Origin of the sequence: Roseivivax marinus (assembly GCF_900109705.1) — a bacterium.
Taxonomy (GTDB): Bacteria; Pseudomonadota; Alphaproteobacteria; order Rhodobacterales; family Rhodobacteraceae; genus Roseivivax; species Roseivivax marinus.
The window spans coordinates 206,976-230,778 of the sequence record NZ_FOAI01000003.1 but is presented as its reverse complement, the minus strand read 5'-3'; the positions used below and the strand labels follow the sequence as shown (position 1 = coordinate 230,778).

Here is a 23,803-nt window from a genome sequence, read left to right as displayed (position 1 = left end):
CGACCGTCCGCGTCCGGCGCCCTAGCCCTTGGGTGCGACCGGCTCGACCGGTCCGCCGGCCTCGCGCCATGCGGTGAAGCCGCCGCCAACATGCGCCGCGCGGGCCAATCCCATCCGCCCCGCCACCTGCGTCGCCAATGCCGAGCGCCAGCCCGACGCGCAGTAGAAGACGAAGCGCGCGTCGCGGTCGAAGATGTCACGGTGATAGGGGCTATCGGGGTCGATCCAGAACTCCAGCATCCCGCGCGGGCAGTGGAACGCGCCGGGCACCCGGCCCTCGCGCTCCAGCTCGCGGCGGTCGCGCAGGTCCACGAAGACCACGTCCTCGGCGCTGGTCAGCGCCACGGCCTCCGCCGCAGGAACGGTCTCGATCTCGTCCTCGGCTGCCGCGACCAACTCGCGGCTGGTCATGCGGTCGCCTTCCCTGATGGTCATTGTCGTAGTCCCCGTGGTTCTGCGTCGTCCCGACCCTCGCACCACGCGCGGCACAAGGCCAGCACCAGCGGAGGCCCCGCGGACCGTGTTAGAGACCGAGCCCCGCGCGGAACCGCGCCATCTCGGCCGGAGTGGGCGCCGCGCCGGCAAATGTCTTCACGTAGTCGGCCACGCGGGTCAGGCGTTCCTCGCGCGTCTCGCGCACCTGCATCGAGATGTAGCCGATCTGCACGAGGTAGACGGTGCGCGCCCGCACGTCTGCCTCGTCGGACGGAATGCCGAACCGCTCGAACATCGCCCTGATCGCGTCGAGTCGCCGAGCGTCCGCCCGGTTCACCCGCGTCATCACCGCGTCCGAGCCGTGTGCCCAGCCACGCACTGCCAGCTCGAAGCGCGGCTCGAAGCGGGCCTCGTCGATGAAGAGGGCGATCACGTTGAGCACCGCCTCCGACACCGTCTCGGCATAGGCTTCCGTGGCCGCCACGAGGGCGTCGGTGTTCTGCACATCCCAAAGGTCCAGCAGGGCGTCGAGAATCGCCGCGCGGTCGCGGAAGAACCAGTAGAACGACGTGCGCGACAACCCGAGCCCCGCGGCGAGCGGCTGGATGCGCACCGCGCCGAGGCCGCCGTCGAGGAACGCCGCCTTGGCCGCGGCGAGCCAGACGTCGCGGGATCCGCGCCAGCCGCTGTCTGCGGAAGGGCCGGAGGGGCCGTCTGTTCCGGATGTGCTCATGCGGCGTTTCCTAGGCCAGCCCGGGCGCCTCCGCAACGGGAATATACATCGGTGAACTCAAACTTGACACAGATGAACATTCTGCCACGACTGGTTCCATCACCGCCCCCCGAGTCGAGGCCCGCGCCATGTCCAACGATCCCCTCTTCCAGCCGTACCAGCTCAAGCACCTGACGCTGAAGAACCGGCTGATGATCTCGAGCCACGAGCCGGCCTATCCCGAGGACGGGATGCCCAAGGACCGTTACCGCGCCTACCACGTGGAGCGGGCGCGCGCGGGCGTCGCGCTGACCATGACGGCCGGGTCCGCGGCGGTGTCCCGCGACAGCCCGCCGGTGTTCAACAACATCCTGGCCTGGAAGGACGAGGTCGTGGGCTGGATGAAGAAGCTCACCGACGAGTGCCACGACCACGGCTGCGCGGTGATGATCCAGCTCACCCACCTCGGCCGCCGCACCCGATGGGACAAGGCAGACTGGCTGCCCGCAGTCTCGGCCGGACATGAACGCGAGCCCGCCCACCGCGCCTTTCCCAAGAAGGCCGAGGACTGGGACGTGGCGCGCATCGTCGGCGACTACGTGGACGCGGCCGAGCGCATGAAGGCCGCCGGCCTCGACGGGATAGAGCTGCAGGCCTACGGCCACCTCATGGACCAGTTCTGGTCGCCGCTGACCAACGACATGGATGGCCGCTACGGTGGCAGCCTCGACAACCGGCTGCGTTTCACCTTCGAGGTGCTCGAGGGCATCCGGGCCCGCTGCGGTGAGGATTTCCTCGTGGGCGTGCGCTACACCGGCGACGAGGACCTGCCCGGCGGACTGACCGCCGAGGACGGCATGGAGATCTCGCGCCGCCTGAAAGACAGCGGTCTGGTGGATTTCCTCAACGTGATCCGCGGCCATATCGATACCGACGCGGGTCTGACCGACGTGATCCCGGTCCAGGGCATGCGCAGCGCTCCGCATCTCGACTTCGCCGGAGAGATCCGCAAGGCGACCCAGTTCCCCACCTTCCACGCCGCCAAGATCCAGGACGTCGCCACGGCGCGCCACGCCATCGCGTCGGGCAAGCTCGACATGGTGGGGATGACCCGCGCGCACATGGCCGATCCGCACATCGTCGCCAAGATCATGCGCGGCGACGAGGACCGCATCCGTCCTTGCGTCGGCGCGAACTACTGCCTCGACCGCATCTACCAGGGCGGCATGGCGCTGTGCATCCACAACCCGGCCACGGGCCGCGAGTTGGAGCAGCCGCAGGAGGTTCAGCCGGGCGAGACGCGTCGCAAGGTAGTGGTCGTGGGCGCCGGCCCGGCGGGCCTCGAGGCCGCGCGGGTCGCGGCAGCGCGGGGCCACGACGTGACGGTGTTCGAGGCGGCGGCCCAGCCCGGCGGGCAAATCCGCCTGACCGCGCGCAGCCCGCGCCGGTCCGAGATGATGCAGATCGTCCAGTGGCGCGAGGCCGAGTGCGCCCGCATGGGCGTCACCTTCCGCTTCAACACCTATGCCGACGCCGAGACGGTGATGGCCGAGGCGCCCGAGGTTGTGATCGTTGCCACCGGCGGAATGCCCCACACCGAGATCCTGACCGACGGTGACGACCTCGTGGTGTCCGCATGGGACATCCTGTCGGGCGACGCGCAGCCCGGCCGCGACGTGCTGATCTACGACGACGCCGGCGACTACCCTGCCCTTCAGGCCGCAGAGGCCATCGCCGCCACCGGCGCGAAGGTCGAGGTGGTGTGCCGCGACCGCACCATCGCCGCCGAGGTCATGTCGATGTCGCTGACGCCGGCGCTTCGCGCTCTCCAGGCGCAGGACGTGACATTCACCGTGACATGGCGCCTCGACCGTGTGGCCCGCGAGGGCAACGGCCTCGTGGCCACGCTCGGCAGCGATTACGGCGGGGTGAGCCGCACGCGCAATGTCGACCAGGTGGTGGTGAATCACGGCACGCGGCCGCTCGACGAGCTTTACTTCGATCTGCGCGCCGGTGCTTCGAACGAGGGCGAGGTCGACTACGAGGCGCTGATCGAGGGACGCCCGCAGGAGATCGTGCGCAATCCCGAGGGCACCTACCAACTGTTCCGGATCGGCGACGCCGTGGCGGCGCGCAACACGCACGCCGCGATCTACGACGCGCTGCGTCTGGTCAAGGCGGTTTGAGCGCGGCGCGCCGTCAGGACGCCGACAAAGATCCAGCGTAGCCCGTGCGGCCTTCCGCCAGCGAAGCGGCCTGTGCCTCGGTCAGGCCCAGCACCCGCGCCATAAGGGCGGACTCGGCGTTCAGTCGGTCGGCGACGATGCGTTTCGCCCGATCCGGCGCCCCGGCGCGGGCGTGGCCGCGCGCTTCTGCGATCGTTCTCCACCGCGACAACAGGAGATGAAGGAGCAGGTCGACCGCCGGCCCCGTTTCGGCATCCGACATGGAGAATGTCCCCTCTGCCGCCCCCGCCCGCACCAATGCGACGAGCGCCGGGCGCAGATGCTCGATGGCGTTCTCCTGCAGTCGCCCGAAAAACGGATCGTTGCCGCGCTGCGCTGCGATCCGGGCGATCTGATCGAGGGTTTCGGCGCGCGCCGACTCCCAGTCGAGGCCTGCGGTCACGAACGCAGTGAAGCGCTTCAGCGCGTCCCCCTCCGTGGTGTCCAGCGCCCGCACCGCGGAGTCGAGGCCGGACGCGGCCAAATCGCGTATCACCGCCTCCATCACCGCGTCCTTCGAAGAGAAATGGTGATAGAAGCCCCCCTTCGAGATCTCGGCCGCGTCCACGATCCCGGAGACCGTGACCGTGTCCCAGCCGTGCCCGGCCATGAGTTCCGTCGCAGCGGCAAGGATCGCCGAGCGCCGCGCCTCGGGCGGCATGCGTCGTCTGAGGCTCATCTGTCGTCCACCTCGCATCATCGCGAGGCCCCCTTGATTACCGACCGGTGGTCGGTATGTAACCCCAGAGCCGCGGCCGCAAGCGATGACGGGAACACGAATTCATGAACGACCACAGCGATGCGGGCGGAACGCCCCGCCATCTGAGCTTCGAGACCGACCGGGGCGCCTCTCGCTCGATCTGGATCGCAGCCGGTCTCGTCTTGGCCATCGTGCTGTGGATGGGAAGCGGCTTCGTTCTGCCTTCGGAAGATCCCGAACCGGTGCAGCAGACCGAGGCAGAGCCGCCCGCGGTCGTCGTCCGCGAGACCACTGCCGAACCGGTGACCCTGCGGTTCTCGGCCGAAGGACAGGCCCTGCCCGAGCGTGACACCGTGCTGAGCGCCGAGGCCAGCGGCACGGTCGCCGCCCTACCGGTCGCGCGCGGCGATACCGTGGAGGCCGGCGATGTGGTCGCGCGGCTCTCGGCGGCGCAGGCGGACGCGACCCTCGCGCAAGCCGAGGAAGAGCGCACCCGCGCGCAGCGTGAACTGGACAACGCCCGCCAGCTTCTCGAACGCGGCGCCGGCACCGTGGACCGGGTGTCCGAGGCTCAGGCCACGCTGGCGGCCGCCGAGGCGCAGGTCGCCACCGCCGAGCAGGCGCTCGACAACCTCGTTGTCACCGCGCCCTTCCCCGGACGCATCGAGAGCCTGCCGATCAACGACGGCGAGTACCTCGCCATCGGCGACGAGGTCGCGCGGCTCGTGGACAATTCCCCCCTGACCGTCGCGATCCAGGTGCCGCAGCAGTCGCTTGCGCGGATCCGGACCGGGCAACCCGCCACGGTCGACTTCATCACCGGTCAGACCCGCGAAGGCGAGGTCACCTTCGTCGGAACGGCCGCGGTCAGCGAGACGCGCACCTTCCTCGTGGAGATCGAGGTTCCGAACGAGGACGGCGAGATCCCCGCGGGCATCTCCGCGGAGGTCACGATCCCGACCGGCGAGCGGCAGGCGCATTTTGTCCGGCCCTCCATCATCTCGCTGGACCCCGACGGCGCGCTCGGGATCAAGACGGTCGAGGACGGCCGCGTGAAATTCCAGCCGGTCGAGATCGTCTCCACCGCCATCGACGGCGTCTGGGTCACGGGGCTCGAGGACACCGCGACTATCATCACGGTGGGTCAGGGCTTTGTCCGCGACGGCGAGGCGGTGCGCGCCCAGCCGCAGGAGGAGGCCGGCGGCGCTCTGGCCGCGGCCCCCGGCGACGAGGCGATGCCGGCCGCCGCGGAGGCCACGGAATGAACACCCTCATCGACGCTGCCTTTTCGCGCAGCCGCGCGGTGATGATCCTCTTCGCGATGATCCTCACCTTCGGCGCCATTTCCTACGTGTCGATCCCGAAGGAGGCCAATCCCGAAGTCCCCCTGCCGCTGGTCTACGTCTCGACCGGTCTCGAGGGGATCAGCCCGACGGACGCCGAGCGGCTTTTGCTCGAGCCGATGGAGGCCGAGTTCGGCGCCATCGAGGGGCTCGACCAGATGTCGTCCGAGGCGACCGAGGGCTTCGCCAGCGTCCAGCTCGAGTTCACCGCCGGCGACGATGTGGACGAGGCGCTCGACAAGGTGCGAGAGGCCGCCGACCGGGTGCAGCCCGACCTGCCCGAGGACGCCGACGAACTGACCGTCACCGAGATCAACACCGCGCTTTTCCCCATCGTGACCGCGGTGCTGTCGGGTCCCGTGCCCGAGCGCACGCTCAACGACCTTGCCGAGCAGGTTCAGGACGAGGTGGAGGCCCTGCCCGGCGTGCTCGAGGTCGAGATCGGCGGCGCGCGCGAGGAGTTCCTCGAGGTGCTGATCGACCCCACGGTGTTCCAGACCTACAACCTCGGTTTCGACGAGCTCATCAATCAGCTTCAGCGCAATAACCGCCTGATCGCCGCGGGCGCGATCGAAACCGGCGGCGGGCGCATCGTGCTCAAGGTCCCCGGCCTGATCCAGGACCTAGAGGACGTGATGGCGATGCCGGTCAAGGTCGACGGCCAGACCGTCGTGACATTCGAGGATGTGGCGACTGTTCGGCGCACCTTCGAGGATCCGTCGGGCTTCGCGCGGATCGACGGCCAGCCGGCACTGGCGCTGGAGGTCACGAAACGCTCGGGCGCCAACATCATCGACACCGTCGCCGCCGCCCGCGCGGCCATCGAGGAAATGCGCGTCGACTGGCCCGACAGCGTCGATGTCACCTATCTTCAGGACCAGTCCGAGCAGGTGAAGACGCTCCTCTCGGACCTCGAGGCCAACGTGATCGCGGCTATCGCGCTGGTGATGATCGTGATCGTCTTCGCGCTGGGTTTGCGGTCCGCGATCCTCGTGGGCCTGTCGATACCGGGGGCGTTCCTGGCCGGCGTCGCGCTCCTGTGGGTCATGGGCAACACGATGAACATCGTCGTGCTGTTCGCGCTGATCCTCGTGGTGGGGATGCTGGTGGACGGCGCCATCGTGACGGTGGAGCTGGCCGACCGCCGCCTGCAGGAGGGCGCCCGTGCACGCGCGGCCTATGCCGAGGCCGCCAAGCGCATGGCGTGGCCGATCATCGCCTCGACCGCGACGACCCTGTCCGTGTTCTTCCCGCTGCTCTTCTGGACGGGGACCATCGGCGAGTTCATGAAGTTCCTGCCGCTGACGGTGATCCTCACGCTGATCGCGTCGCTCTTCATGGCGCTGATCTTCATCCCCGTCATCGGCGGCCTGATCGGCAAGGTGCAGCCTCAGACCGCCTCCGCCAAGGCCGCGCTTCATGCCGCCGAGGCGGGCGATCCGCGCGACATCCGGGGCGCCACCGGCATCTACGTGCGGATGCTGGAACGCGCGATCCTTCGGCCCGGCACGACTGTCCTGCTGGCCGTCGCGCTGCTGCTCGGCAGTTTCGCGATCTACGGACAGTTCGGCCGCGGCGTGTCGTTCTTCCCCTCGGTCGAGCCCGAGTTCATGCAGGTTCAGGTGCGCGCCCGCGACAACCTCTCGATCTACGAGCGCGACGACCTCGTGCGGCAGGTCGAACGGCGCCTGATCGGCCGAGACGGCGTCGAAAGCGTCTACGCCCGAACGCTCATGGGCGCGGGCCAGCAGGACGAGGACGTGATCGGGACCATCCAGCTCGATCTCGTGGACTGGCAGGACCGCCCGCCCGCGGCCGAGATCGGCGACGAGATCCGACAGGACATGGCCGGGATCGGCGGAATCGACGTGCAGGTGCAGACCGACTCGGGCGGACCGGCCTCGGGCAAACCCGTTAACCTGCGGGTGTCGGCCCGCGATCCCGAGGCGCAGGCTGCCGCAACCGAGCAGGTGCTGACGGTGATGGACCGCGTGGGCGGCTTTACCGACGTCACCGACACCCGCGCCCTGCCCGGCGTCGAGGTCGCGATCAACGTCGACCGCGCACAGGCCGCGCGGTTCGGCGCGGACGTGAGCCTTCTGGGCCAGGCGCTGCAGCTCCTCACGCAGGGCATCACGGTCACCAACTACCGCCCCTCGGACGCGGACGGAGAGCTCGACATCCGCGTGCGCTTCCCCAGCGACGACCGGACGTTGGCGGAACTGGGCAACCTGCGGGTGCCCACCGAGGCCGGACTGGTGCCGATCTCGAACTTCGTGTCCTTCGATCCCGAGGAGCGCGTGGGCGTCATCCGCCGCGTCGACGAGCAGCGCGTGACCACCATCGAGGCAAACGTCGCGCAGGGCGCGCTGGTGGCCGATCAGATCTCGGCATTGCAGGCCGCGCTCGCCGGCACCGAACTGCCCGGAGGCGCCAGCGTGACCTTCGCCGGCGAGACCGAGGACCAGCAGGAAAGCATGGTCTTTCTGGGCAGCGCCTTCGCCGCGGCCATCGTGCTGATGGCGGTGATCCTGATCGTGCAGTTCAACAGCTTCTACCAGGCCTTCGTGGTCATGACGGCCATCGTCTTCTCCATCGCGGGCGTGCTTCTGGGACTGATCGTCACCGGCCGTCCCTTCGGGATCGTCATGGGTGGCGTGGGGGTGATCGCGCTCGCCGGGATCGTGGTGAACAACAACATCGTTCTGATCGATACCTACAACGAGCTGCGCGCGCAGGGCCTTTCCCCTCTGGAGGCCGCGCTTCGCACCGGGGCGCAGCGCCTGCGCCCGGTGGTGCTGACGACAGTGACGACGGCGCTGGGGCTTCTGCCGATGGTGATCGGGCTCAACATCAACTTCTTCACCCGAACGATCCTCTACGGCGCGCCGTCCACGCAATACTGGACCGAGCTGTCGAGCGCGATCGCCGGCGGCCTACTGGTGGCCACGCTGCTGACGCTGCTGGTCACGCCCGCCATGTTGATGCTGCGTGACCGGCGTTTGCCGAGGGCCGAGCGCAAGGCGGCAAAGCGCGGGAAGAGTGAGGCGGCGGCCTGAAACGGCCACCGCGCCCCTCGGGATGCGCGGTCAGCGGCCGGTCACACCCTCGATCCCGCGCGGCGGCGAAGGGCGCGTGACGAGGTGCGGGCGGCGCTTTTCGTAGAACGCGTTGCCCCCCGTGCTGAGCACGTAATGCATGTTGTTGTAGCCGGCGTTGTACGTCGCCGCGTGGAAGAACCGCGCGTTCTGGACCATCGGATGCCGTTCGCCGCGCAGGACAGCCCGCGCGGAGCTGCGCGCCAGCTCCGAGCCACCGCCGTCCATGCTGCGACGCAGGACGCCCGGGGCGAACTGGTTGCGCTGGCCGACGACGCCGCAGACCGTATCGGGGAAATCGTCGGACTCGACGCGGTTCATCACCACGCTGCCCACGGCGACCATGCCGTCGCGGCTCGACCGGATCGACTCGAAATACATGGCCCGCGCCATGCAATCGACCTCGCTGTGTTGCAGAAGCGGGATCCGCACGCGCTCGCGCTGCCCCCCACAGGCCGCGAGCGACGCCATGAGCGCCGCCGCCGCGACCAGTTTCACTGTCCTGACTGTCATCGACGGTATATCCCGCTTTCTTGCCTCGGCCGAAGATTAACCCCACCGGCCCCGACCCCGCAACGGCGCCGGTTGCCGCAGCGGTGACGCAACGGCGGCCGGGCGCTCATGCGCGCCGACCTGCGGCGTTGGCACCGCGCGGGTAAACCGTTCAGGAAGCATCGCAGGTCCCCGCGTTGGTTGCTTGAAACGAAAACGGCAGGCGCCTCGTCGGAGGTCCTGCCGTTGGTCGCAAGTCGCGCGTCACACCGCCGTCGCCGGTGCGCTCGGGGGGAGACGCACCGGCTCGGGCCGCATCAACTGCAGCCGGAGGTCCCGCCGCAGGTGTTGCACTTCATGCAGGTGCCATTGCGCACCAGCGTGTAGTTGCCGCATTCACCGCAAGGATCGCCCTCGAAGCCCTGCATGCGGGCCTTGGTGGCCGCGTCCACGCCGGTCTTGGCCTTGGACTTGACCGCCACGGTGGTCTCGGCCTCGCCGACGACAGCCGAAAGCGCGGAGGAAGAGCTGTCGGGCTGCGCGAAGCTGACGGTCTGGTTGCCGCCCTGCAGCACCACCAGCTCCTGCGGGAGGCGCTTGCGCAGGTAGCCCGACGAGCTGATCTGCTTGAGCACCTCGAGCGACTTCGACGCGGTGGTCTCGGACAGCTCGCGGACGTTCGACACGCCCTCCTCTTCGCCGCGGCCGAGGTCGTCGAACGTGGCGCCCTGCGGCTTCACGTGCGCCAGGTCGGTGCGGTCGAGGTAGGACACCGCCAGCTCGCGGAAGATGTAGTCGAGGATCGACGTCGCGTTCTTGATCGAGTCGTTGCCCTGAACCATGCCCGCGGGCTCGAACTTCGTGAAGGTGAAGGCGTCGACGAACTCTTCCAGCGGCACGCCGTACTGGAGGCCCACCGACACCGCGATGGCGAAGTTGTTCATCATCGCCCGGAAGCCCGCACCTTCCTTGTGCATGTCGATGAAGATCTCGCCGAGGCTGCCGTCACCGTATTCGCCGGTCCGCAGGTAGACCTTGTGACCGCCGACGATGGCCTTCTGCGTGTAGCCCTTGCGACGCTCGGGCATCTTCTCGCGGCCGCGGGCGACCTCCTTGATCACCACCTTCTCGACGATCTTCTCGGCCAGCACTGCCGCCTTTTCCTGGGCCGAGCCGGTCTCGAGCACTTCGGCGGCCTCGTCGTCATCCTCGACGAGGGCGGCGGCCAGCGGCTGGCTCAGCTTGGAGCCGTCGCGGTAGAGCGCGTTCGCCTTGGTGCCGAGCGACCAAGACAGCTCGTAGGCCTTCTGGCAGTCCTCGATGGTGGCGTCGTTGGGCATGTTGATCGTCTTAGAGATCGCGCCCGAGATGAAGCTCTGCGCCGCCGCCATCATGTGGATGTGGCTTTCGACCGACAGGTAGCGCGTGCCCTTCTTGCCGCAGGGATTGGCGCAGTCGAAGATCGCGTAGTGCTCCTGCTTCAGGTGCGGCGCGCCCTCCAGCGTCATGGTCCCGCAGACGTGGTCGTTCGCCGCGTCGATGTCCGCCTTCGAGAAGCCCAGGTGCCGCAGCAGATCGAAGGTCGGGTCGGTCAGCTTCTCGGCCGGGATGCCGAGGACGTTGGTGCAGAACTCCTCGCCCAGCGTCCACTGGTTGAAGACGAAGCGGATGTCGAAGGCCGAGGCCAGCGCGCCTTCCACCTTCTCGATCTGCGCCGGTCCGAAGCCGTGGCCGATCAGGGCGGTGTGGTTGATCCCCGGCGCGTTGCCAAGCGAGCCGTGGCCGACCGCGTAGGAGACGATCTCCTCGATCTGGTTCGACGGGTAGCCGAGCTTTTCCAGCGCCGCAGGGACCGACTGGTTGATGATCTTGAAGTAGCCGCCGCCGGCGAGCTTCTTGAACTTGACCAGCGCGAAGTCGGGCTCGATGCCGGTGGTGTCGCAGTCCATGACAAGGCCGATCGTGCCGGTGGGCGCGATGACCGAGGTCTGGGCGTTGCGGTAGCCGTGCTGCTCGCCGAGACGCAGTGCCTCGTCCCACGACGACTGCGCCAGTTCGACAAGGCGCGCGTCGGGGCAGCCGGCGTGATCGAGAGCGACCGGCTTGACCGCCAGCTTCTCATAGCCGTCGGTCTTGCCCTGCGCCGCGGTGCGGTGGTTGCGGATGACGCGGAGCATGTGCTCGCGGTTGCGCTCGTAGCCCGAGAACGCGCCCAGCTCGCCGGCGATCTCGGCCGAGGTGGCGTAGGCCACGCCGGTCATGATCGCGGTCAGCGCGCCGCAGAGCGCCCGGCCCTCGCGGCTGTCGTAGCTGTAGCCCATGTTCATCAGCAGGCCGCCGATGTTGGCGTAGCCGAGGCCCAGCGTGCGGAAGTCATAGGAAAGCTGCGCGATCTCCTTCGAGGGGAACTGCGCCATCGTCACCGAGATCTCGAGCGTCAGCGTCCAGAGACGGGTGGCGTGCATGTAGCTTTCCGCGTCGAACACGCCGTCCTTCAGGAAGGTCAGCAGGTTCATCGACGCGAGGTTGCACGCCGTGTCGTCGAGAAACATGTACTCCGAGCACGGGTTCGAGCCGCGGATCTCGCCGTCTTCGGGGCACGTGTGCCAGGCGTTGACGGTGTCGTGGAACTGGATGCCCGGATCGGCGCAGGCCCACGCGGCGTGACCCACCTGTTCCCACAGGTCGCGCGCCTTGATGGTCTTGGCGACCGTGCCGTCGGTGCGGCGGATCAGCTCCCAGTCGGCGTCATCCTTCACGGCCTGCAGGAAGCCGTCTGTGACGCGGATCGAGTTGTTTGAATTCTGGCCCGAAACCGAGGCGTAGGCTTCGCTGTCCCAGTCGGTGTTGTAGGTCGGGAACTCGATCGAGGCGTAGCCCTGGCGTGCGTAGTCCAGCACGCGCTTGACGTAGGTCTCGGGGATCTGGCCGCGCTTGGCGGCGCGCACGGCATCCTTGAGCGCGGGGTTGCTCTTGGGGTCATAGGCGTCGTCCTCGGCGCCGTCCCAGGACCGGATCGCGGCGAAGATGCCGTTGAGCATCTGCTCGTGCATCTTGGAGCCCGCGACGATGGACGCGACCTTCTGCTCCTCGCGGACCTTCCAGTTGATGAAGTCCTCGATGTCGGGGTGGTCGGCGTCGCAGATCACCATCTTGGCCGCGCGGCGCGTGGTGCCGCCCGACTTGATGGCGCCCGCGGCGCGGTCCCCGATCTTGAGGAAGCCCATGAGACCCGACGAACGGCCGCCGCCCGACAGCGACTCGCCCTCGGCGCGCAGCGACGAGAAGTTGGTGCCGGTGCCCGAGCCGTACTTGAACAGGCGCGCCTCGCGGACCCACAGGTCCATGATGCCGCCGTCGCTGACGAGGTCGTCCTTCACCGACTGGATGAAGCAGGCATGCGGCTGCGGGTGCTCGTAAGCGGACTTCGAGCGGGTCAGCTTGCCGGTCTTGTGGTCGACGTAGTAGTGGCCCTGGCCGGGTCCGTCGATGCCGTAGGCCCAGTGCAGACCGGTGTTGAACCACTGCGGCGAGTTCGGCGCGGCGGTCTGGCTGGCCAGCATGTGCCGCATCTCGTCGTAGTAGGCGCGCGCGTCCTCCTCGGTCGAGAAGTAGCCGCCCTTCCAGCCCCAGTAAGCCCAGGCGCCGGCGAGACGGTCGAAGACCTGCTTGGCCGATGTCTCGCCGCTTTTCTCGGTGTCGGCCGACGCCGGGACCGAGCGCCACAGGAACTCGGGCACGTCCTTCTCGGCCACGCGCTTGAGGGCGACGGGGACGCCGGCCTTGCGGAAGTACTTCTGTGCGATCACGTCGGAGGCCACCTGGCTCCACCGCGCGGGCACCTCGACGTCATCCAGCCGGAACACGATCGTGCCGTCGGGATTGCGGATTTCCGACGCGGTGGTGACGAAGTCGATCCCCGCATAGGCGTCCTGTCCGGCCGTGGTGTAATGACGTTCGATCTTCATGTGCCCCGTATCCCTCTTCTGACTGTCTGCGCGTTTGTCCCCACCGCGTCCGGACACGCCTCCAGGGTCCGCCGCACCCTGAGGACGGCGACGATCGGTCGGACCGGTCTGGCTGTCATGCCCGCGGGGCCATACCACATCTAGTGGATCGCTCCGGCGGCCAGCACAAACTGCCGCGACTCGCGGGCGATCGTCAACGAGTATTTCGCTATATTTGGTGTTGACTGCGCGAAGGGCCACACTCCCTGCCCGCAGGCTTTGAGTCTTGCACAAGTCCCCACCCACGGGGTTGCGGGGAAACCCGGCGAAATACGCGGTTTTCCACAGGGCTATCCCCGGGTCTGCAAGAGCTTCAGGGACGGATCGGTCAAGCGCCGAACCATGCCTGAAATGGAGGCACACAAGCTTAGCACCGGCCCGCGCGTGCCCGACTCAGGTGCTGGTGAGTCCAGATGTGGTAGCGGGGTCACGCCTGCGCGCCCGAGATCGGATGTCAGGCGTCCGTGGTCAGCGCCTCGATCCGGCGGCGTAGCGCGCGGATGTCAGGCACCGCGTCGCGCAGGCCGTTGCGTCGAGCATAGGTCTCGAGGTCGGCCAGAACCTCGCTCACCCACGCATGTTCGCGGGCCACTTGAGGGACGGCGGGATCTTCGGTGTCTTGCGTCATCGCCCCTAAACACGATGCGGGCCGCGCCGTGGTTTCAGCGGTGATGAAGGACGTTACGTCAGCCGGCCAGTGTCACGCAGAGCGCAGGAAGCGCTGCTTCGGAGGCGGCATCTGCGCTGCCTGCGCCTCTTCCTCCTTGCGCCGTGCCCGGGCCAGCTCGCGATTGCGGTTCAGCGTCTCGGTCTGAAGCAGTGTCAGAGCGTGCGACAGTTGCTCGGCCTCCTGGGAACTCACGCGGTCCGACGGATAGCTGACGATACCGTGCGCCAGGTCGTCGACTCCACGGGCAAGGCCCGCGATGCACCGCGTGAGAAGGAAATTCACAAGGTAGACGATGCCCAGCATGCCACCCACGATCGCCAGTCCCAGCACGACGCCCCAACCCGGTTGGGTCGCATCGATCAGCGCCGGCGACCGTTCGGGCACACGCACGATCAGGTCCCAGCCCAGAGACGGATTGTTCGGTCCAGAGAAGTTGGGAACCAGTGCCGAGACGAACCCGTCGCCCGAAATCCCGTCGACCACGAGCCCGCGCTCCATCCGTAGCCGTTTTGTCATGATCTCGCGATCGGTCAGTGGCGAGGCGTGGTTGGGCAAATGACGGGACACCACGCTGTTCTGGGCGTCCACGACAAAGGCGTCGATTCCCAGCGTATCGGCGGCATCGGCGACGTAGCGCTCCACCCAGTCCGTGCTGATGCGGTAAACGACAACGCCGAGCGGCTCTCCCGCAGCGTCCAGAACCGGCGTGGAGAGGTTCACGAACCCTTCGGCCTCGGCGTCGTCGGGCCGGTAGACGGTTCCGGCATTCGGGCCGCGCAGGCCTTCGCGGAACCAGCGCCGACCGGAGACATCGTCACCTTCGCGCATGCCCCCTGCCCCGGCGATCACCACACCGTCCCGCCCGGCAATCCCTGCCCAGGCGACACTGGAGCTTGCGTCCAGCACCGCGTCGGCAAAGCTGCGTGCCGAGGCATAGTCGGTCGGGTCGATCTTGGCGGCAACGGCGCGAAGGCTTTCCCATTCACGATCGATCGCCTTCGAGAAGGTCAGCGCAACGGCCCGGGCGGTCTTGAGAGCGTGATCTTCCTGGATGCGGTTCCCCAGATCATCGACGTGGCGGTGGCTTCCGACGAACACCGCGACCGCGACGATTGCCAGGAAAAGACCGTTCCAGAAGGTGAGTGCCAGTGAGAGTCGAGGTAACCGCCGCCGTGTCATCGCCGTCCCTTTCCGGGATTTGTTCTATTTGGTTAATATTGGCCAAGAGAGGCGACAATTTGACAGGCGTAAACAATTTCTGCGGGTCAGCGACGGTAGCCGGAAGAAGGCCAGTCACCACGTGTGAGTCGCCTGCAAAATCTTGCTTTTCCGACCTGACGCGCCCAAACATCCCTCGAACCCGATGTCCCCGCTTGAGGTGGCTCATTACCTTCGAGTTCGAGAATGCGACAGTTTCGCGGCGAACCGTGCCGCCGGACGCCGACATTTCTCGCGCCGCGCCGGAAACCGTGGCGCGGTGCCCGAATAGTGAGGAAAAGCAATCATCTAGGAGGGATGGTCGGGGCGAGAGGATTCGAACCTCCGACCTACGGTACCCAAAACCGTCGCGCTACCAGGCTGCGCTACGCCCCGACACCGGCCCCTTTAGCGGCGCCGGCCGGGTTTGAAAAGGGCCGTTTCAGCCTTCGGGCGTGACGTCGTCGCAGGCCCACGCGGCGTCCGAGATGGCCGGGTGCTGCATCTGCGCGCCGGGCGCGATCCCCAGCGTCTCGGCCATGCCGCCGTTGATCTCGAGCACGTACTGGATGCCGTCGCCGCCCGGAATGCCGGTCAGGTCGCCGGGCACCGCCTCGGCATGGACCCGCTGCACCACGCCGCGGGCATCGGCGAAAACCATGTCGAGCGGGATCAGCGTGTTCTTCATCCAGAACGCCACCGGCTGCGGCCGGTCGTAGACGAAGAGCATCCCAGCGAAGCGCGGCATCTCCTCGACGAACATCAGGCCCTGCGCCCGCTCCTCGACGGTGTCGGCCACGTCCACTTGAAAAGCCACGTTGCCGAAATCACCACGCAGAGCGATGCGGTCGGCCGCGCACTCGGCCGCGACGGGTCCTGCCAACATCAGCGCGGCCAAGGCAGCCCCCGTGCGGATCACTCCGAAACCGCGGTTTCCCATGCGCTCACCTCCGTCGCCATGCGGCCGCGCTTGCCGTCGACCACCCGGATCGCCAATGCCTCACCGGGCTGCAGGTCCGCAAGTCCGGAGCGCCGCAACACCTCGATGTGAACGAACACGTCCTCGCGCCGGCCGAACACGTTGGCGAACCCGAAACCCTTCACCTTGTCGAACCACTTGACCCTTGCGGCCTCCAGCGGCGCGGCGGCCAGAATGTCGTCATCGATCTCGTCGACGTCGCTCAGGGGTTGGGAAGAGCTTTCTTCGGGCGGCGCGATCGACAGGATCTGCACGGCCTGCTTGCCGCGCTCCGTGCTCTGCACGGCGATGTCGATGCGGGCCCCGTCCGTGACCGAGTTCTGGCCGAAATTCCGCAGCACGTTGGCATGGAGCAGGATGTCCGGCCCACCGGCATCCGCCACGACGAACCCGAATCCCTTTCCGGGGTCGAACCATTTCACCGTTCCGGTGATCGTCCGCTGGTCATCGAAATTAAGATCGTGTTTCACGCGCCGTTCACCAATTACGAAACAACAGGTCACGACACGAATTTGGACACATTCAAAGATGGGCGCAATACACTTATTTACGATAAGCGTTCATCGGCAGAATTACGTGAATGCCCTCAAGGATTCAGCCGCTGAATCGCCCATTCGGCCCCTGTACCGTCCCGCCGCCACCGGAACCGGTCGTGCAGGCGAAACGCGCCGTCGGCCCAGAACTCGATCTCGGTCGGCACGATTCGAATGCCGCCCCAGAACGGCGGCCGCGGCGGGTTCGGCCCCAGCCGCGCGGTCACCGTCGCGACCTCGGCCATGAGCGCCGTGCGGCTGTCCAGCGGCTCCGACTGGCGCGACGCCCACGCCCCGAGCCGGCTCTTGAGCGAGCGGCTCTTGAAATAGGCATCGGCCTTCTCGCCCTCCTCGCGCTCGGTGAGCCCGCGCACCCGGATCTGGCGCCGGAGCGATTTCCAGTGCAGCACGAAGGCGGCCTTGCCGGCGGCCTCGATCTCGCGCGCCTTGGCGCTGCCGTAGTTCGTGTAGAACACGAAGGCCCCGTCCTCGATGTCTTTCAGAAGCACCATCCGCGCGTTTGGCAGACCATCCGGGTCCACCGTCGACAGCGCGATGGCGTTGGGGTCGTTGGGCTCGGACGCCTCGGCCTCGGCCAGCCAGGCCCGCGCGATCTCGAAGGGGTCGTCGCCCGCGAAAATGCCGCCGCGTTCGCTCATGGTCTTCCTGCTCCGGTCTCCGCGCCGCACCGGGCGGCGCCCTTGATGGTCGCACATCCATGTCCTAAAGGACGAGCACTGGAAAGTCGGTCGGAGATTGCGGATGTCAAACGAACTCATGGCGGGGAAACGCGGTCTCATCATGGGGCTGGCCAACGACAAGTCGATCGCCTGGGGCATCGCCAAGGCCTGCGCCGATGCCGGCGCGGAGCTCGCCTTCTCCTACCAGGGTGACGCCCTTAAGAAGCGCGTGGCGCCGCTGGCCGAAAGCCTCGGCTCCGAGATCGTTCTGCCCTGCGACGTGGGCGACTGGGATTCCATCGACGCGCTTTTCGAAGGGCTGCGGGAGAAATGGGACCGGCTCGACTTCATCGTCCATGCCATCGGCTATTCCGACAAGTCCGAGCTGCGCGGTCGCTACGTCGACACCTCGCGGCAGAACTTCCTGTCGACGATGGACATTTCCGTCTACTCGTTCACCGCCGTGACCAAGCGTGCGGCCGAGATGATGACCGAGGGCGGCTCGGCGCTGACCCTGACATACTACGGCGCCGAGCGCGTGATGCCGCACTACAACGTCATGGGCGTCGCCAAGGCCGCGCTCGAGGCGTCGGTGCGCTACATGGCCGAGGACCTCGGCCGCGACGGCATTCGCGTCAACGCGATCTCCGCCGGCCCGATCAAGACGCTCGCCGCCTCGGGCATCGGCGACTTCCGCTACATCATGAAGTGGAACGAACTGAACTCGCCCATGCGCCGCAACGTGACCACCGAAGATGTCGGCAAGTCCGCGCTCTACCTGCTGTCGGACCTCGGCTCCGGCGTCACCGGCGAGACCCACCACGTCGACGCGGGCTATCACATCGTCGGCATGAAGGCGCCTGACGCCCCCGACATCGAAAAGGCCTGACGGGGGCGGCGCTGGCATGGACTGGCCCCACCTTCTCGCGTTCAACCTGACGCTGCTGGCGGCGATGGCGAGCCCCTGCCCGGCGCTCTTGCTTGCCCTGCGCACGGCGCTCGTCTCCGGCCCGCGGGCCGGGATCGCGACCGGGCTGGGCCTCGGCACGATGGCGGCCGCCTGGACCGCCGCCGCACTTCTGGGGCTCGACGCGCTCTTCGCGCTGGTCCCCTGGGCTTATGTCGTGATGAAGGTCGCGGGCGCGCTGTACCTGCTGTGGCTGGCGCGGACGATGTGGCGCGATGCGCGCCGCCCGCTCGAGGCCTCGGGCACGGTGCCGGCCCGGGCCTTCCGCACGGGTCTGCTGGTGAACCTCGCCAATCCGAAATCCGTTCTCTTCGCCGCTTCGGTCCTGCTGGTGATCTTCCCGCAGGGCCTGACCGGGTGGGAAAAGGTCGTGATCGTGGCCAACCACCTCGCGGTCGAATGGACGGTCTACGCCGCCGTCGCGCTCGGTCTGGCCACCGGCCCCGCCCGCGACGGCTACCTCGCGCTCAAGCCCGCTCTCGACCGCGTCGCCGCGGCGATCCTCGGCGCGCTCGGGCTCCGACTTCTGATCGACAGGTAAGAACACACATGGACCGACTGCCGCACGAGAAGGGATTTCACGTCAGCTGGGACCAGCTGCACCGCGACGCACGCGCGCTGGCCTGGCGCCTGCAGGGCCACGGGCCGGCCGATGGCGGCTGGAAGGCCGTGGTCGCGATCACCCGCGGCGGCATGGCGCCCGCGATGATCGTCAGCCGCGAACTCGATATCCGCACCGTCGATACGATCTCGGTGAAATCCTACAATCACCAGACCCAGGCGGAGCCGCGCATCATCAAGTCCCCCGACGCCGAAGTGGTGGGCGACGGCACCGGCATCCTGATCGTCGACGACCTCGTGGACACCGGCAAGACGCTCGAAGTTGTGCGCGCCGCGATGCCGAACGCCCATGTCGCCACCGTCTACGCCAAGCCCCAGGGCAAGCCGCAGGTCGACACCTTCGTGACCGAGGTCAGCCAGGACACCTGGATCTTCTTCCCGTGGGACATGGCGCTGCAATACGTCAAACCCTACCACGGCGCCGACGACTGAGCCGCGGCCCGGCCGCCCCTTCTTCTCGTCGCGAAATACTCCGGGGTCCGGGGCAGCGCCCCGGTCCTCTCCTCTCCAACCGGAGAAACGCCATGACCAGCCGCACCGCCACCACCTTCGCCCCGCCCGTGATGGAGGCGCGCCGCTGGCTTGAGGGCGTCACCTTCCCGCCCGAGCGGCCGCTCCTGAACGTGAGCCAGGCCGCGCCGGTGGACCCGCCCCCGCCGGAACTGCGCGCGGCGATGGCCGAGGCGCTGAACGACCCCGCCACGCACCTCTACGGCCCCGTGCTCGGCCACCCCGAGCTGCGCGCCGCACTGGCCGAGGCGTTCACCGCCGGCTACGGCGGGGCCGTGGCGTCGGAGAACGTGGCGATCACGGCGGGCTGCAATCAGGCCTTCGCGGCAGTGGTCGCGGCGCTTTGCACCGAGGGCGACGAGGTGCTGCTGCCGGTGCCGTGGTACTTCAATCACAAGATGTGGCTCGACATGTCGGGCGTCCGCGCGGTGCCGCTCGGCACCGGGGCCGACCTGGTTCCCGACGCCGAGGCCGCCCGCGCTCTCGTCACGCCCCGCACCCGCGCGATCGCGCTGGTCTCGCCCAACAATCCCGGCGGAGTCGAATATCCCGCCGCCACGCTCGCGGCCTTCCGCGATCTCGCCCGCGAGACCGGGCTGCGGCTGATCGTTGACGAGACCTACCGGGACTTCGACAGCCGCGACGGCGCGCCGCACGACCTTTTGGCGGGCGGCGTGGACGAGACGCTGGTGCAACTCTACTCGTTTTCCAAGGCCTATCGCCTGACGGGCCACCGCGTCGGCGCCATCGTCGCGGACACGCGCCTTCTGGCCGAGACCGAGAAGTTTCTCGACACCGTCGCGATCTGCGCGCCGCAGCTGGGCCAGCTTGCCGCGCTGCACGGGCTGCGCCATCTGGGGTCCTGGGTGGCCGGCGAACGGGCCGAGATCCTGGCGCGCCGGGCGGCGATCGAGGCGCAGATGCCGGTACTGGAGGCGCGCGGCTGGCGGTTGATGGGCGTGGGCGCGTATTTCGCCTATCTCGCGCACCCGTTCGACATCGCCTCCGACGCCCTAGCCCGCGACCTAGTGCGCGAGGCCGGGGTCCTGCTGCTGCCGGGCACGATGTTCCGTCCCGAGGGCGATCCCGCCGGCGCCCGCGAGGTCCGCATCGCCTTCGCGAACGTGGACGCGGACCAGATCGCCACGCTCTTCGCGCGCCTCGCGGCGTTCGAGCGGCCCCTTGCGAGCCCCCCTGACAGCCACTAGACAGCGCCGGACCGACTTATCCGAGACAGCGGCAGAGGGGAACGCGCGGACATGGCACTCAAGGCCAAGGGCCTCTCCAAGGTCTTCATGTGGGGCCTCATGGGCCTCCTCTTCCTGGGTCTGATCGGCTTCGGCGCGACCAGCTTCACCGGCTCCTCCGGGTCGGTGGCTTCGGTGGGCGACACCGAGGTCGAGGCGCAGGATTATGCCCGCGCGCTGCAGAACCAGATCAGCCGCATCCAGCAGCAGAACGGCCAGGCGGTGTCGATTTCGGACCTGCGCAATGCAGGCGTCGATCGGCAGGTGCTGGCGCAATTGGTGACCGAAACGTCGCTCGACTGGGAAGCCGACCGCATCGGCCTGTCCGTGGGCGACGAGGTGCTGGCCGACCAGCTCGCCCAGATCGGCGCGTTCCAGGGCCCCGACGGGCAGTTCGACCGCGAGGCCTACCGCTTTGCGCTGCAGAACTCCGGTCTTTCAGAGGGCGAATTCGAGGAAGACCTGCGCGCCGAAACCGCGCGCTCGCTCCTTCAGGGCGGGATCGTCGCCGGGCCCCGGATGCCGCAATCCTACGTCGACACCATCGTTGCCTACGCCGCCGAGACACGCGACGTCACCTTCGCGAGCCTCGACCGCTCGGACCTCGACCAGGAGGTGCCGGAGCCGTCCGAGGAGGACCTCCAGACCTATTACGACGAGAACATCGACCGGTATACGCGCCCCGAAACCAAGCGCGTCACCTATGCCTGGGTGACCCCCGACATGCTGGTCGACACCGTCGAGATTTCCGAGGATCGCCTGCGCGCCGCCTACGAGGAGCGCGAGAGCGAATTCAACATGCCGGAGCGTCGCCTTGTCGAGCGACTGGTCTTTTCGTCCGAGGACGCCGCACAGGACGCCGCGGGCCGGATCGAGGCCGGCGAAACCGACTTCGAGACGCTCGTGGAGGCACGCGGGCTGGACCTCGCCGATACCGATCTCGGCGTGGTGTCGCGCGACGATCTCGGTGACGCGGCCGACGCGGTGTTCTCGGTGGGCACCGGCGAGGTCGCGGGCCCCGCACCCTCGTCGCTTGGCCCCGCGCTCTTCCGCGTGAATGCGCAGCTTTCGGCCCAGTCCACTTCTTTCGAGGAGGCCAAGCCCGCCCTCCGGGACAGCCTGGTTCTGGACGAATCGCGCCGCGCGATCCAGGCCAACGCGTCGGACTTCGACGACCGCCTCGTCGGCGGCGCAACGCTCGAGGATCTGGCCTCGGAGACCGACATGGAACTCGGCGAGGTCGATTATGCCGGCCAGAACGGCGACGGCATCACCTCTTACCCGGCGTTCGGCGAAGCCATCGCGAGCATGGCCCCCGGCGAATATCCCGAAATCATCGAGCTCGGCGACGGCGGCGTGTTCGCGGCGCGTGTCGACGAGGTTCTCCCCGAGGCGCCCCGCCCGCTCGACGAGGTGCGCGACCAGGTCCGCACGGGCTGGCAGCGCGCCCGCGTGACCGAGCTCTTGCAGGGCCGCGCCGAGGAGCTCGCCGATGCAATCCGCGGCGGTCAGAACTTCGAGGCCGCGGGTCTCACGCCAAGCTCGCTTGACGCGGTCGCGCGCTCGACCACCGTGGACGGCCTGCCCGAGGGCGCCGTGGCCGAGGTCTTTGAGATGGAAGAGGGCGATGTCGCCGTTCTGCCCGGACTTGGCCGGGTCGCAATCGTCCAGCTCGACCGCGTGGTCGATGCCGACATGGAGAGTGACGAGGCTGCCGCGATCGCCAATCGCCTGCGCAACCAGGCGGCGGAGGACATCGCCGCCGGTCTGTTCGAGGCCTTCGTGACCGACATCCAGTCGCGCGCCGGTGTCCAGGTGGACGAGCAGGCGCTCAACGCCGTCGCGACGCAGTTGCAGTAAGATGGCCGCGCTCGTCCCCGCCTTCGATGCCTTCGCCGAGCGCCACGCGCGCGGCGAGAACCAGGTTGTCTATGCCCGGCTCGCCGCCGATCTGGACACGCCGGTGTCTCTGATGCTCAAGCTCGCAGGCGGCGCGGCCAACGCTTTCGTGCTCGAGTCGGTCACCGGCGGCGAGGTGCGCGGGCGCTACTCGATCGTCGGGATGAAGCCGGACCTGATCTGGGAATGCCGGGGCCGGACGAGCCGCGTGAACCGCGCAGCCCGCTTCGATCCCGACGCGTGGGACGACCAGGGCAACGATCCCCTTTCGGCCCTGCGCGCCCTGATCGCCGAAAGCCGCATCGACCTGCCCGACGATCTGCCGCAATCGGCGGCGGGCCTGTTCGGCTATCTCGGCTACGACATGATCCGGCTGGTCGAGCGTCTGCCCGAGCCAAACGCCGACCCGCTGGAGCTGCCCGACGCGGTGATGCTGCGGCCTTCGGTGGTGGCCGTGCTCGACGGCGTGAAGGGCGAGGTGACGGTTGTGGCACCCGCCTGGGCCGCGGACGGACTGTCGGCCCGGGCTGCCTACGCTCAGGCGGCAGAGCGGGTCATGGACGCGGTGCGCGACCTCGAACGCGCCATGCCGCAGGCCAGCCGCAACCTCGGTGAGGCGCGCGAGGCGGCGCCGCCGGTGTCGAACTTCACGCCAGAGGCCTACCGCGCCGCGGTCGAGACCGCCAAGGACTACATTCGCGCGGGCGACATCTTCCAGGTGGTGCCGTCGCAGCGCTGGACGCAGGACTTCCCCCTGCCCCCCTTCGCGCTCTACCGCAGCCTCCGGCGCACCAACCCCTCGCCGTTCATGTTCTACTTCGACTTCGACGGCTTCCAGGTGATCGGCGCGAGCCCGGAGATCCTCGTGCGGGTCTTCGGCGACGAAGTCACAATCCGGCCCATCGCCGGCACCCGTCCCCGCGGCGCCACGCCCGAGGAGGACCGCGCGCACGAGGCCGACCTGCTGGCCGACCAGAAGGAACTGGCCGAGCACCTGATGCTGCTGGACCTCGGCCGCAACGACGTCGGCCGGGTCTCGAAGATCGGCACGGTGACCCCCACCGAGAAATTCGTGATCGAGCGCTACAGCCACGTCATGCACATCGTGTCGAACGTGACCGGGGAACTGGCCCCGGACCAGGATGCGCTCTCGGCGCTGCTGGCGGGACTTCCGGCCGGCACGGTGTCGGGCGCACCCAAGGTCCGCGCGATGGAGATCATCGGCGAACTGGAACCGGAAAAGCGCGGCGTCTACGGCGGCGGCGTGGGCTATTTCAGCGCGGGCGGCGACATGGACATGTGCATCGCGCTGCGCACAGCCATCGTGAAGGACGAGAAGCTCTACATCCAGGCGGGCGGCGGCGTGGTCTACGACAGCGATCCCGAGGCCGAGTACCAGGAAACGGTGCACAAATCGAACGCCATCCGGCGCGCGGCCGCCGATGCGGCCCGGTTCGGAGACGGCGGAAACGGCTGAACGGGCACGGC

The 23,803-nt window shown here is 68.1% G+C and carries 18 protein-coding genes and 1 tRNA gene; 9 read left to right on the top strand and 10 right to left on the bottom strand.

Translation table 11 applies throughout. The features are described from left to right. Positions 1-21: 21 nt before the first annotated feature. Together BMX29_RS05490 and BMX29_RS05485 are read right to left on the bottom strand one after the other, a co-directional pair. Entirely contained in the window at positions 22-435 is a 414-nt protein-coding gene (locus BMX29_RS05490; protein WP_081749569.1) for a rhodanese-like domain-containing protein, read from the bottom strand. An 88-nt stretch (positions 436-523) separates the two neighbouring features. Continuing rightward, a complete protein-coding gene (locus tag BMX29_RS05485; protein ID WP_092811049.1) occupies positions 524-1,168 on the bottom strand; it encodes a TetR/AcrR family transcriptional regulator in 645 nt (214 codons plus the stop codon). A 128-nt stretch (positions 1,169-1,296) separates the two neighbouring features. Between BMX29_RS05485 and BMX29_RS05480 the strand changes: the two genes are divergently transcribed. Beyond that, positions 1,297-3,333, top strand: coding sequence for an NADH:flavin oxidoreductase (locus BMX29_RS05480; protein WP_092811047.1), 2,037 nt, complete (start codon positions 1,297-1,299; stop codon positions 3,331-3,333). Positions 3,334-3,346: 13 nt separating this feature from the next. On the opposite strand, the gene BMX29_RS05475 is transcribed toward BMX29_RS05480, so the two are convergent. Then, positions 3,347-4,051 carry a TetR/AcrR family transcriptional regulator gene (locus BMX29_RS05475; RefSeq protein ID WP_175471135.1) on the bottom strand — a complete coding sequence of 235 codons (705 nt, stop codon included), beginning with the start codon at positions 4,049-4,051 and terminating at the stop codon, positions 3,347-3,349. Positions 4,052-4,155: 104 nt separating this feature from the next. On the opposite strand from BMX29_RS05475, the gene BMX29_RS05470 reads away from it, so the two are divergent. Next, positions 4,156-5,337: an efflux RND transporter periplasmic adaptor subunit gene (locus BMX29_RS05470; protein ID WP_092811043.1), complete on the top strand. Its 1,182-nt coding sequence runs from the start codon at positions 4,156-4,158 to the stop codon at positions 5,335-5,337. Further along, positions 5,334-8,474: an efflux RND transporter permease subunit gene (locus BMX29_RS05465; RefSeq protein WP_092811041.1), complete on the top strand. Its 3,141-nt coding sequence runs from the start codon at positions 5,334-5,336 to the stop codon at positions 8,472-8,474. The genes BMX29_RS05470 and BMX29_RS05465 overlap by 4 nt, the downstream gene beginning before the upstream one ends. Before the next feature lie 30 nt (positions 8,475-8,504). Here BMX29_RS05465 and BMX29_RS05460 read toward each other — a convergent pair whose 3' ends face one another. From BMX29_RS05460 to pdxH, 7 genes are all read right to left on the bottom strand, one after another. Continuing rightward, positions 8,505-9,026, bottom strand: a complete 522-nt coding sequence (locus BMX29_RS05460; RefSeq protein ID WP_043841071.1) for a cell wall hydrolase — start codon at positions 9,024-9,026, stop codon at positions 8,505-8,507. 296 nt (positions 9,027-9,322) lie between these two features. Beyond that, positions 9,323-12,973, bottom strand: a complete 3,651-nt coding sequence (locus BMX29_RS05455) for a vitamin B12-dependent ribonucleotide reductase (protein ID WP_092811039.1) — start codon at positions 12,971-12,973, stop codon at positions 9,323-9,325. A gap of 739 nt (positions 12,974-13,712) precedes the next feature. Next, complete coding sequence (locus tag BMX29_RS05450) at positions 13,713-14,861, bottom strand: cache domain-containing protein (RefSeq protein WP_092811037.1); 1,149 nt, start codon at positions 14,859-14,861, stop codon at positions 13,713-13,715. A gap of 337 nt (positions 14,862-15,198) precedes the next feature. Further along, positions 15,199-15,275 (bottom strand) — tRNA-Pro (locus BMX29_RS05445). Between the two features lie 46 nt (positions 15,276-15,321). After that, positions 15,322-15,819, bottom strand: coding sequence for a DUF192 domain-containing protein (locus tag BMX29_RS05440; RefSeq protein WP_092811035.1), 498 nt, complete (start codon positions 15,817-15,819; stop codon positions 15,322-15,324). Further along, positions 15,795-16,328 carry a cold-shock protein gene (locus BMX29_RS05435; RefSeq protein WP_051487296.1) on the bottom strand — a complete coding sequence of 178 codons (534 nt, stop codon included), beginning with the start codon at positions 16,326-16,328 and terminating at the stop codon, positions 15,795-15,797. Before BMX29_RS05435 ends, BMX29_RS05440 begins: the two co-directional genes overlap by 25 nt. A gap of 116 nt (positions 16,329-16,444) precedes the next feature. Then, positions 16,445-17,050: a pyridoxamine 5'-phosphate oxidase gene (pdxH, locus tag BMX29_RS05430; protein ID WP_092811033.1), complete on the bottom strand. Its 606-nt coding sequence runs from the start codon at positions 17,048-17,050 to the stop codon at positions 16,445-16,447. Positions 17,051-17,153: 103 nt separating this feature from the next. Here pdxH and fabI point away from each other — a divergent pair, with 103 nt between their 5' ends. From fabI to trpE, 6 genes are all read left to right on the top strand, one after another. After that, positions 17,154-17,960, top strand: a complete 807-nt coding sequence (gene fabI, locus BMX29_RS05425) for an enoyl-ACP reductase FabI (protein WP_043841065.1) — start codon at positions 17,154-17,156, stop codon at positions 17,958-17,960. A 16-nt stretch (positions 17,961-17,976) separates the two neighbouring features. Then, positions 17,977-18,579, top strand: a complete 603-nt coding sequence (locus tag BMX29_RS05420) for a LysE family translocator (protein WP_092811031.1) — start codon at positions 17,977-17,979, stop codon at positions 18,577-18,579. 8 nt (positions 18,580-18,587) lie between these two features. After that, complete coding sequence (gene gpt / locus BMX29_RS05415; protein WP_043841061.1) at positions 18,588-19,091, top strand: xanthine phosphoribosyltransferase; 504 nt, start codon at positions 18,588-18,590, stop codon at positions 19,089-19,091. Between the two features lie 92 nt (positions 19,092-19,183). Next, the gene (locus BMX29_RS05410; protein WP_092811029.1) at positions 19,184-20,377 is read left to right on the top strand and encodes an aminotransferase; all 1,194 of its coding nucleotides are present in this window, start codon (positions 19,184-19,186) and stop codon (positions 20,375-20,377) included. Between the two features lie 51 nt (positions 20,378-20,428). Next, complete coding sequence (locus BMX29_RS05405) at positions 20,429-22,276, top strand: peptidyl-prolyl cis-trans isomerase (RefSeq protein ID WP_092811027.1); 1,848 nt, start codon at positions 20,429-20,431, stop codon at positions 22,274-22,276. A 1-nt stretch (position 22,277) separates the two neighbouring features. Continuing rightward, on the top strand, positions 22,278-23,792 hold the full coding sequence (gene trpE, locus BMX29_RS05400; protein ID WP_092811025.1) for an anthranilate synthase component I: 1,515 nt from the start codon (positions 22,278-22,280) through the stop codon (positions 23,790-23,792). The last annotated feature ends 11 nt before the right edge of the window (positions 23,793-23,803 follow it).

Excerpts from the sequence above, each read along its gene's own strand:
- BMX29_RS05490 (WP_081749569.1), bottom strand. The coding sequence starts at position 435 with ATGACCATCAGGGAAGGCGACCGCATGACCAGCCGCGAGTTGGTCGCG.
- BMX29_RS05485 (WP_092811049.1), bottom strand. The coding sequence starts at position 1,168 with ATGAGCACATCCGGAACAGACGGCCCCTCCGGCCCTTCCGCAGACAGC.
- BMX29_RS05480 (WP_092811047.1), top strand. The coding sequence starts at position 1,297 with ATGTCCAACGATCCCCTCTTCCAGCCGTACCAGCTCAAGCACCTGACG.
- BMX29_RS05475 (WP_175471135.1), bottom strand. The coding sequence starts at position 4,051 with ATGAGCCTCAGACGACGCATGCCGCCCGAGGCGCGGCGCTCGGCGATC.
- BMX29_RS05470 (WP_092811043.1), top strand. The coding sequence starts at position 4,156 with ATGAACGACCACAGCGATGCGGGCGGAACGCCCCGCCATCTGAGCTTC.
- BMX29_RS05465 (WP_092811041.1), top strand. The coding sequence starts at position 5,334 with ATGAACACCCTCATCGACGCTGCCTTTTCGCGCAGCCGCGCGGTGATG.
- BMX29_RS05460 (WP_043841071.1), bottom strand. The coding sequence starts at position 9,026 with ATGACAGTCAGGACAGTGAAACTGGTCGCGGCGGCGGCGCTCATGGCG.
- BMX29_RS05455 (WP_092811039.1), bottom strand. The coding sequence starts at position 12,973 with ATGAAGATCGAACGTCATTACACCACGGCCGGACAGGACGCCTATGCG.
- BMX29_RS05450 (WP_092811037.1), bottom strand. The coding sequence starts at position 14,861 with ATGACACGGCGGCGGTTACCTCGACTCTCACTGGCACTCACCTTCTGG.
- BMX29_RS05440 (WP_092811035.1), bottom strand. The coding sequence starts at position 15,819 with ATGGGAAACCGCGGTTTCGGAGTGATCCGCACGGGGGCTGCCTTGGCC.
- pdxH (WP_092811033.1), bottom strand. The coding sequence starts at position 17,050 with ATGAGCGAACGCGGCGGCATTTTCGCGGGCGACGACCCCTTCGAGATC.
- fabI (WP_043841065.1), top strand. The coding sequence starts at position 17,154 with ATGTCAAACGAACTCATGGCGGGGAAACGCGGTCTCATCATGGGGCTG.
- BMX29_RS05420 (WP_092811031.1), top strand. The coding sequence starts at position 17,977 with ATGGACTGGCCCCACCTTCTCGCGTTCAACCTGACGCTGCTGGCGGCG.
- gpt (WP_043841061.1), top strand. The coding sequence starts at position 18,588 with ATGGACCGACTGCCGCACGAGAAGGGATTTCACGTCAGCTGGGACCAG.
- BMX29_RS05410 (WP_092811029.1), top strand. The coding sequence starts at position 19,184 with ATGACCAGCCGCACCGCCACCACCTTCGCCCCGCCCGTGATGGAGGCG.
- BMX29_RS05405 (WP_092811027.1), top strand. The coding sequence starts at position 20,429 with ATGGCACTCAAGGCCAAGGGCCTCTCCAAGGTCTTCATGTGGGGCCTC.
- trpE (WP_092811025.1), top strand. The coding sequence starts at position 22,278 with ATGGCCGCGCTCGTCCCCGCCTTCGATGCCTTCGCCGAGCGCCACGCG.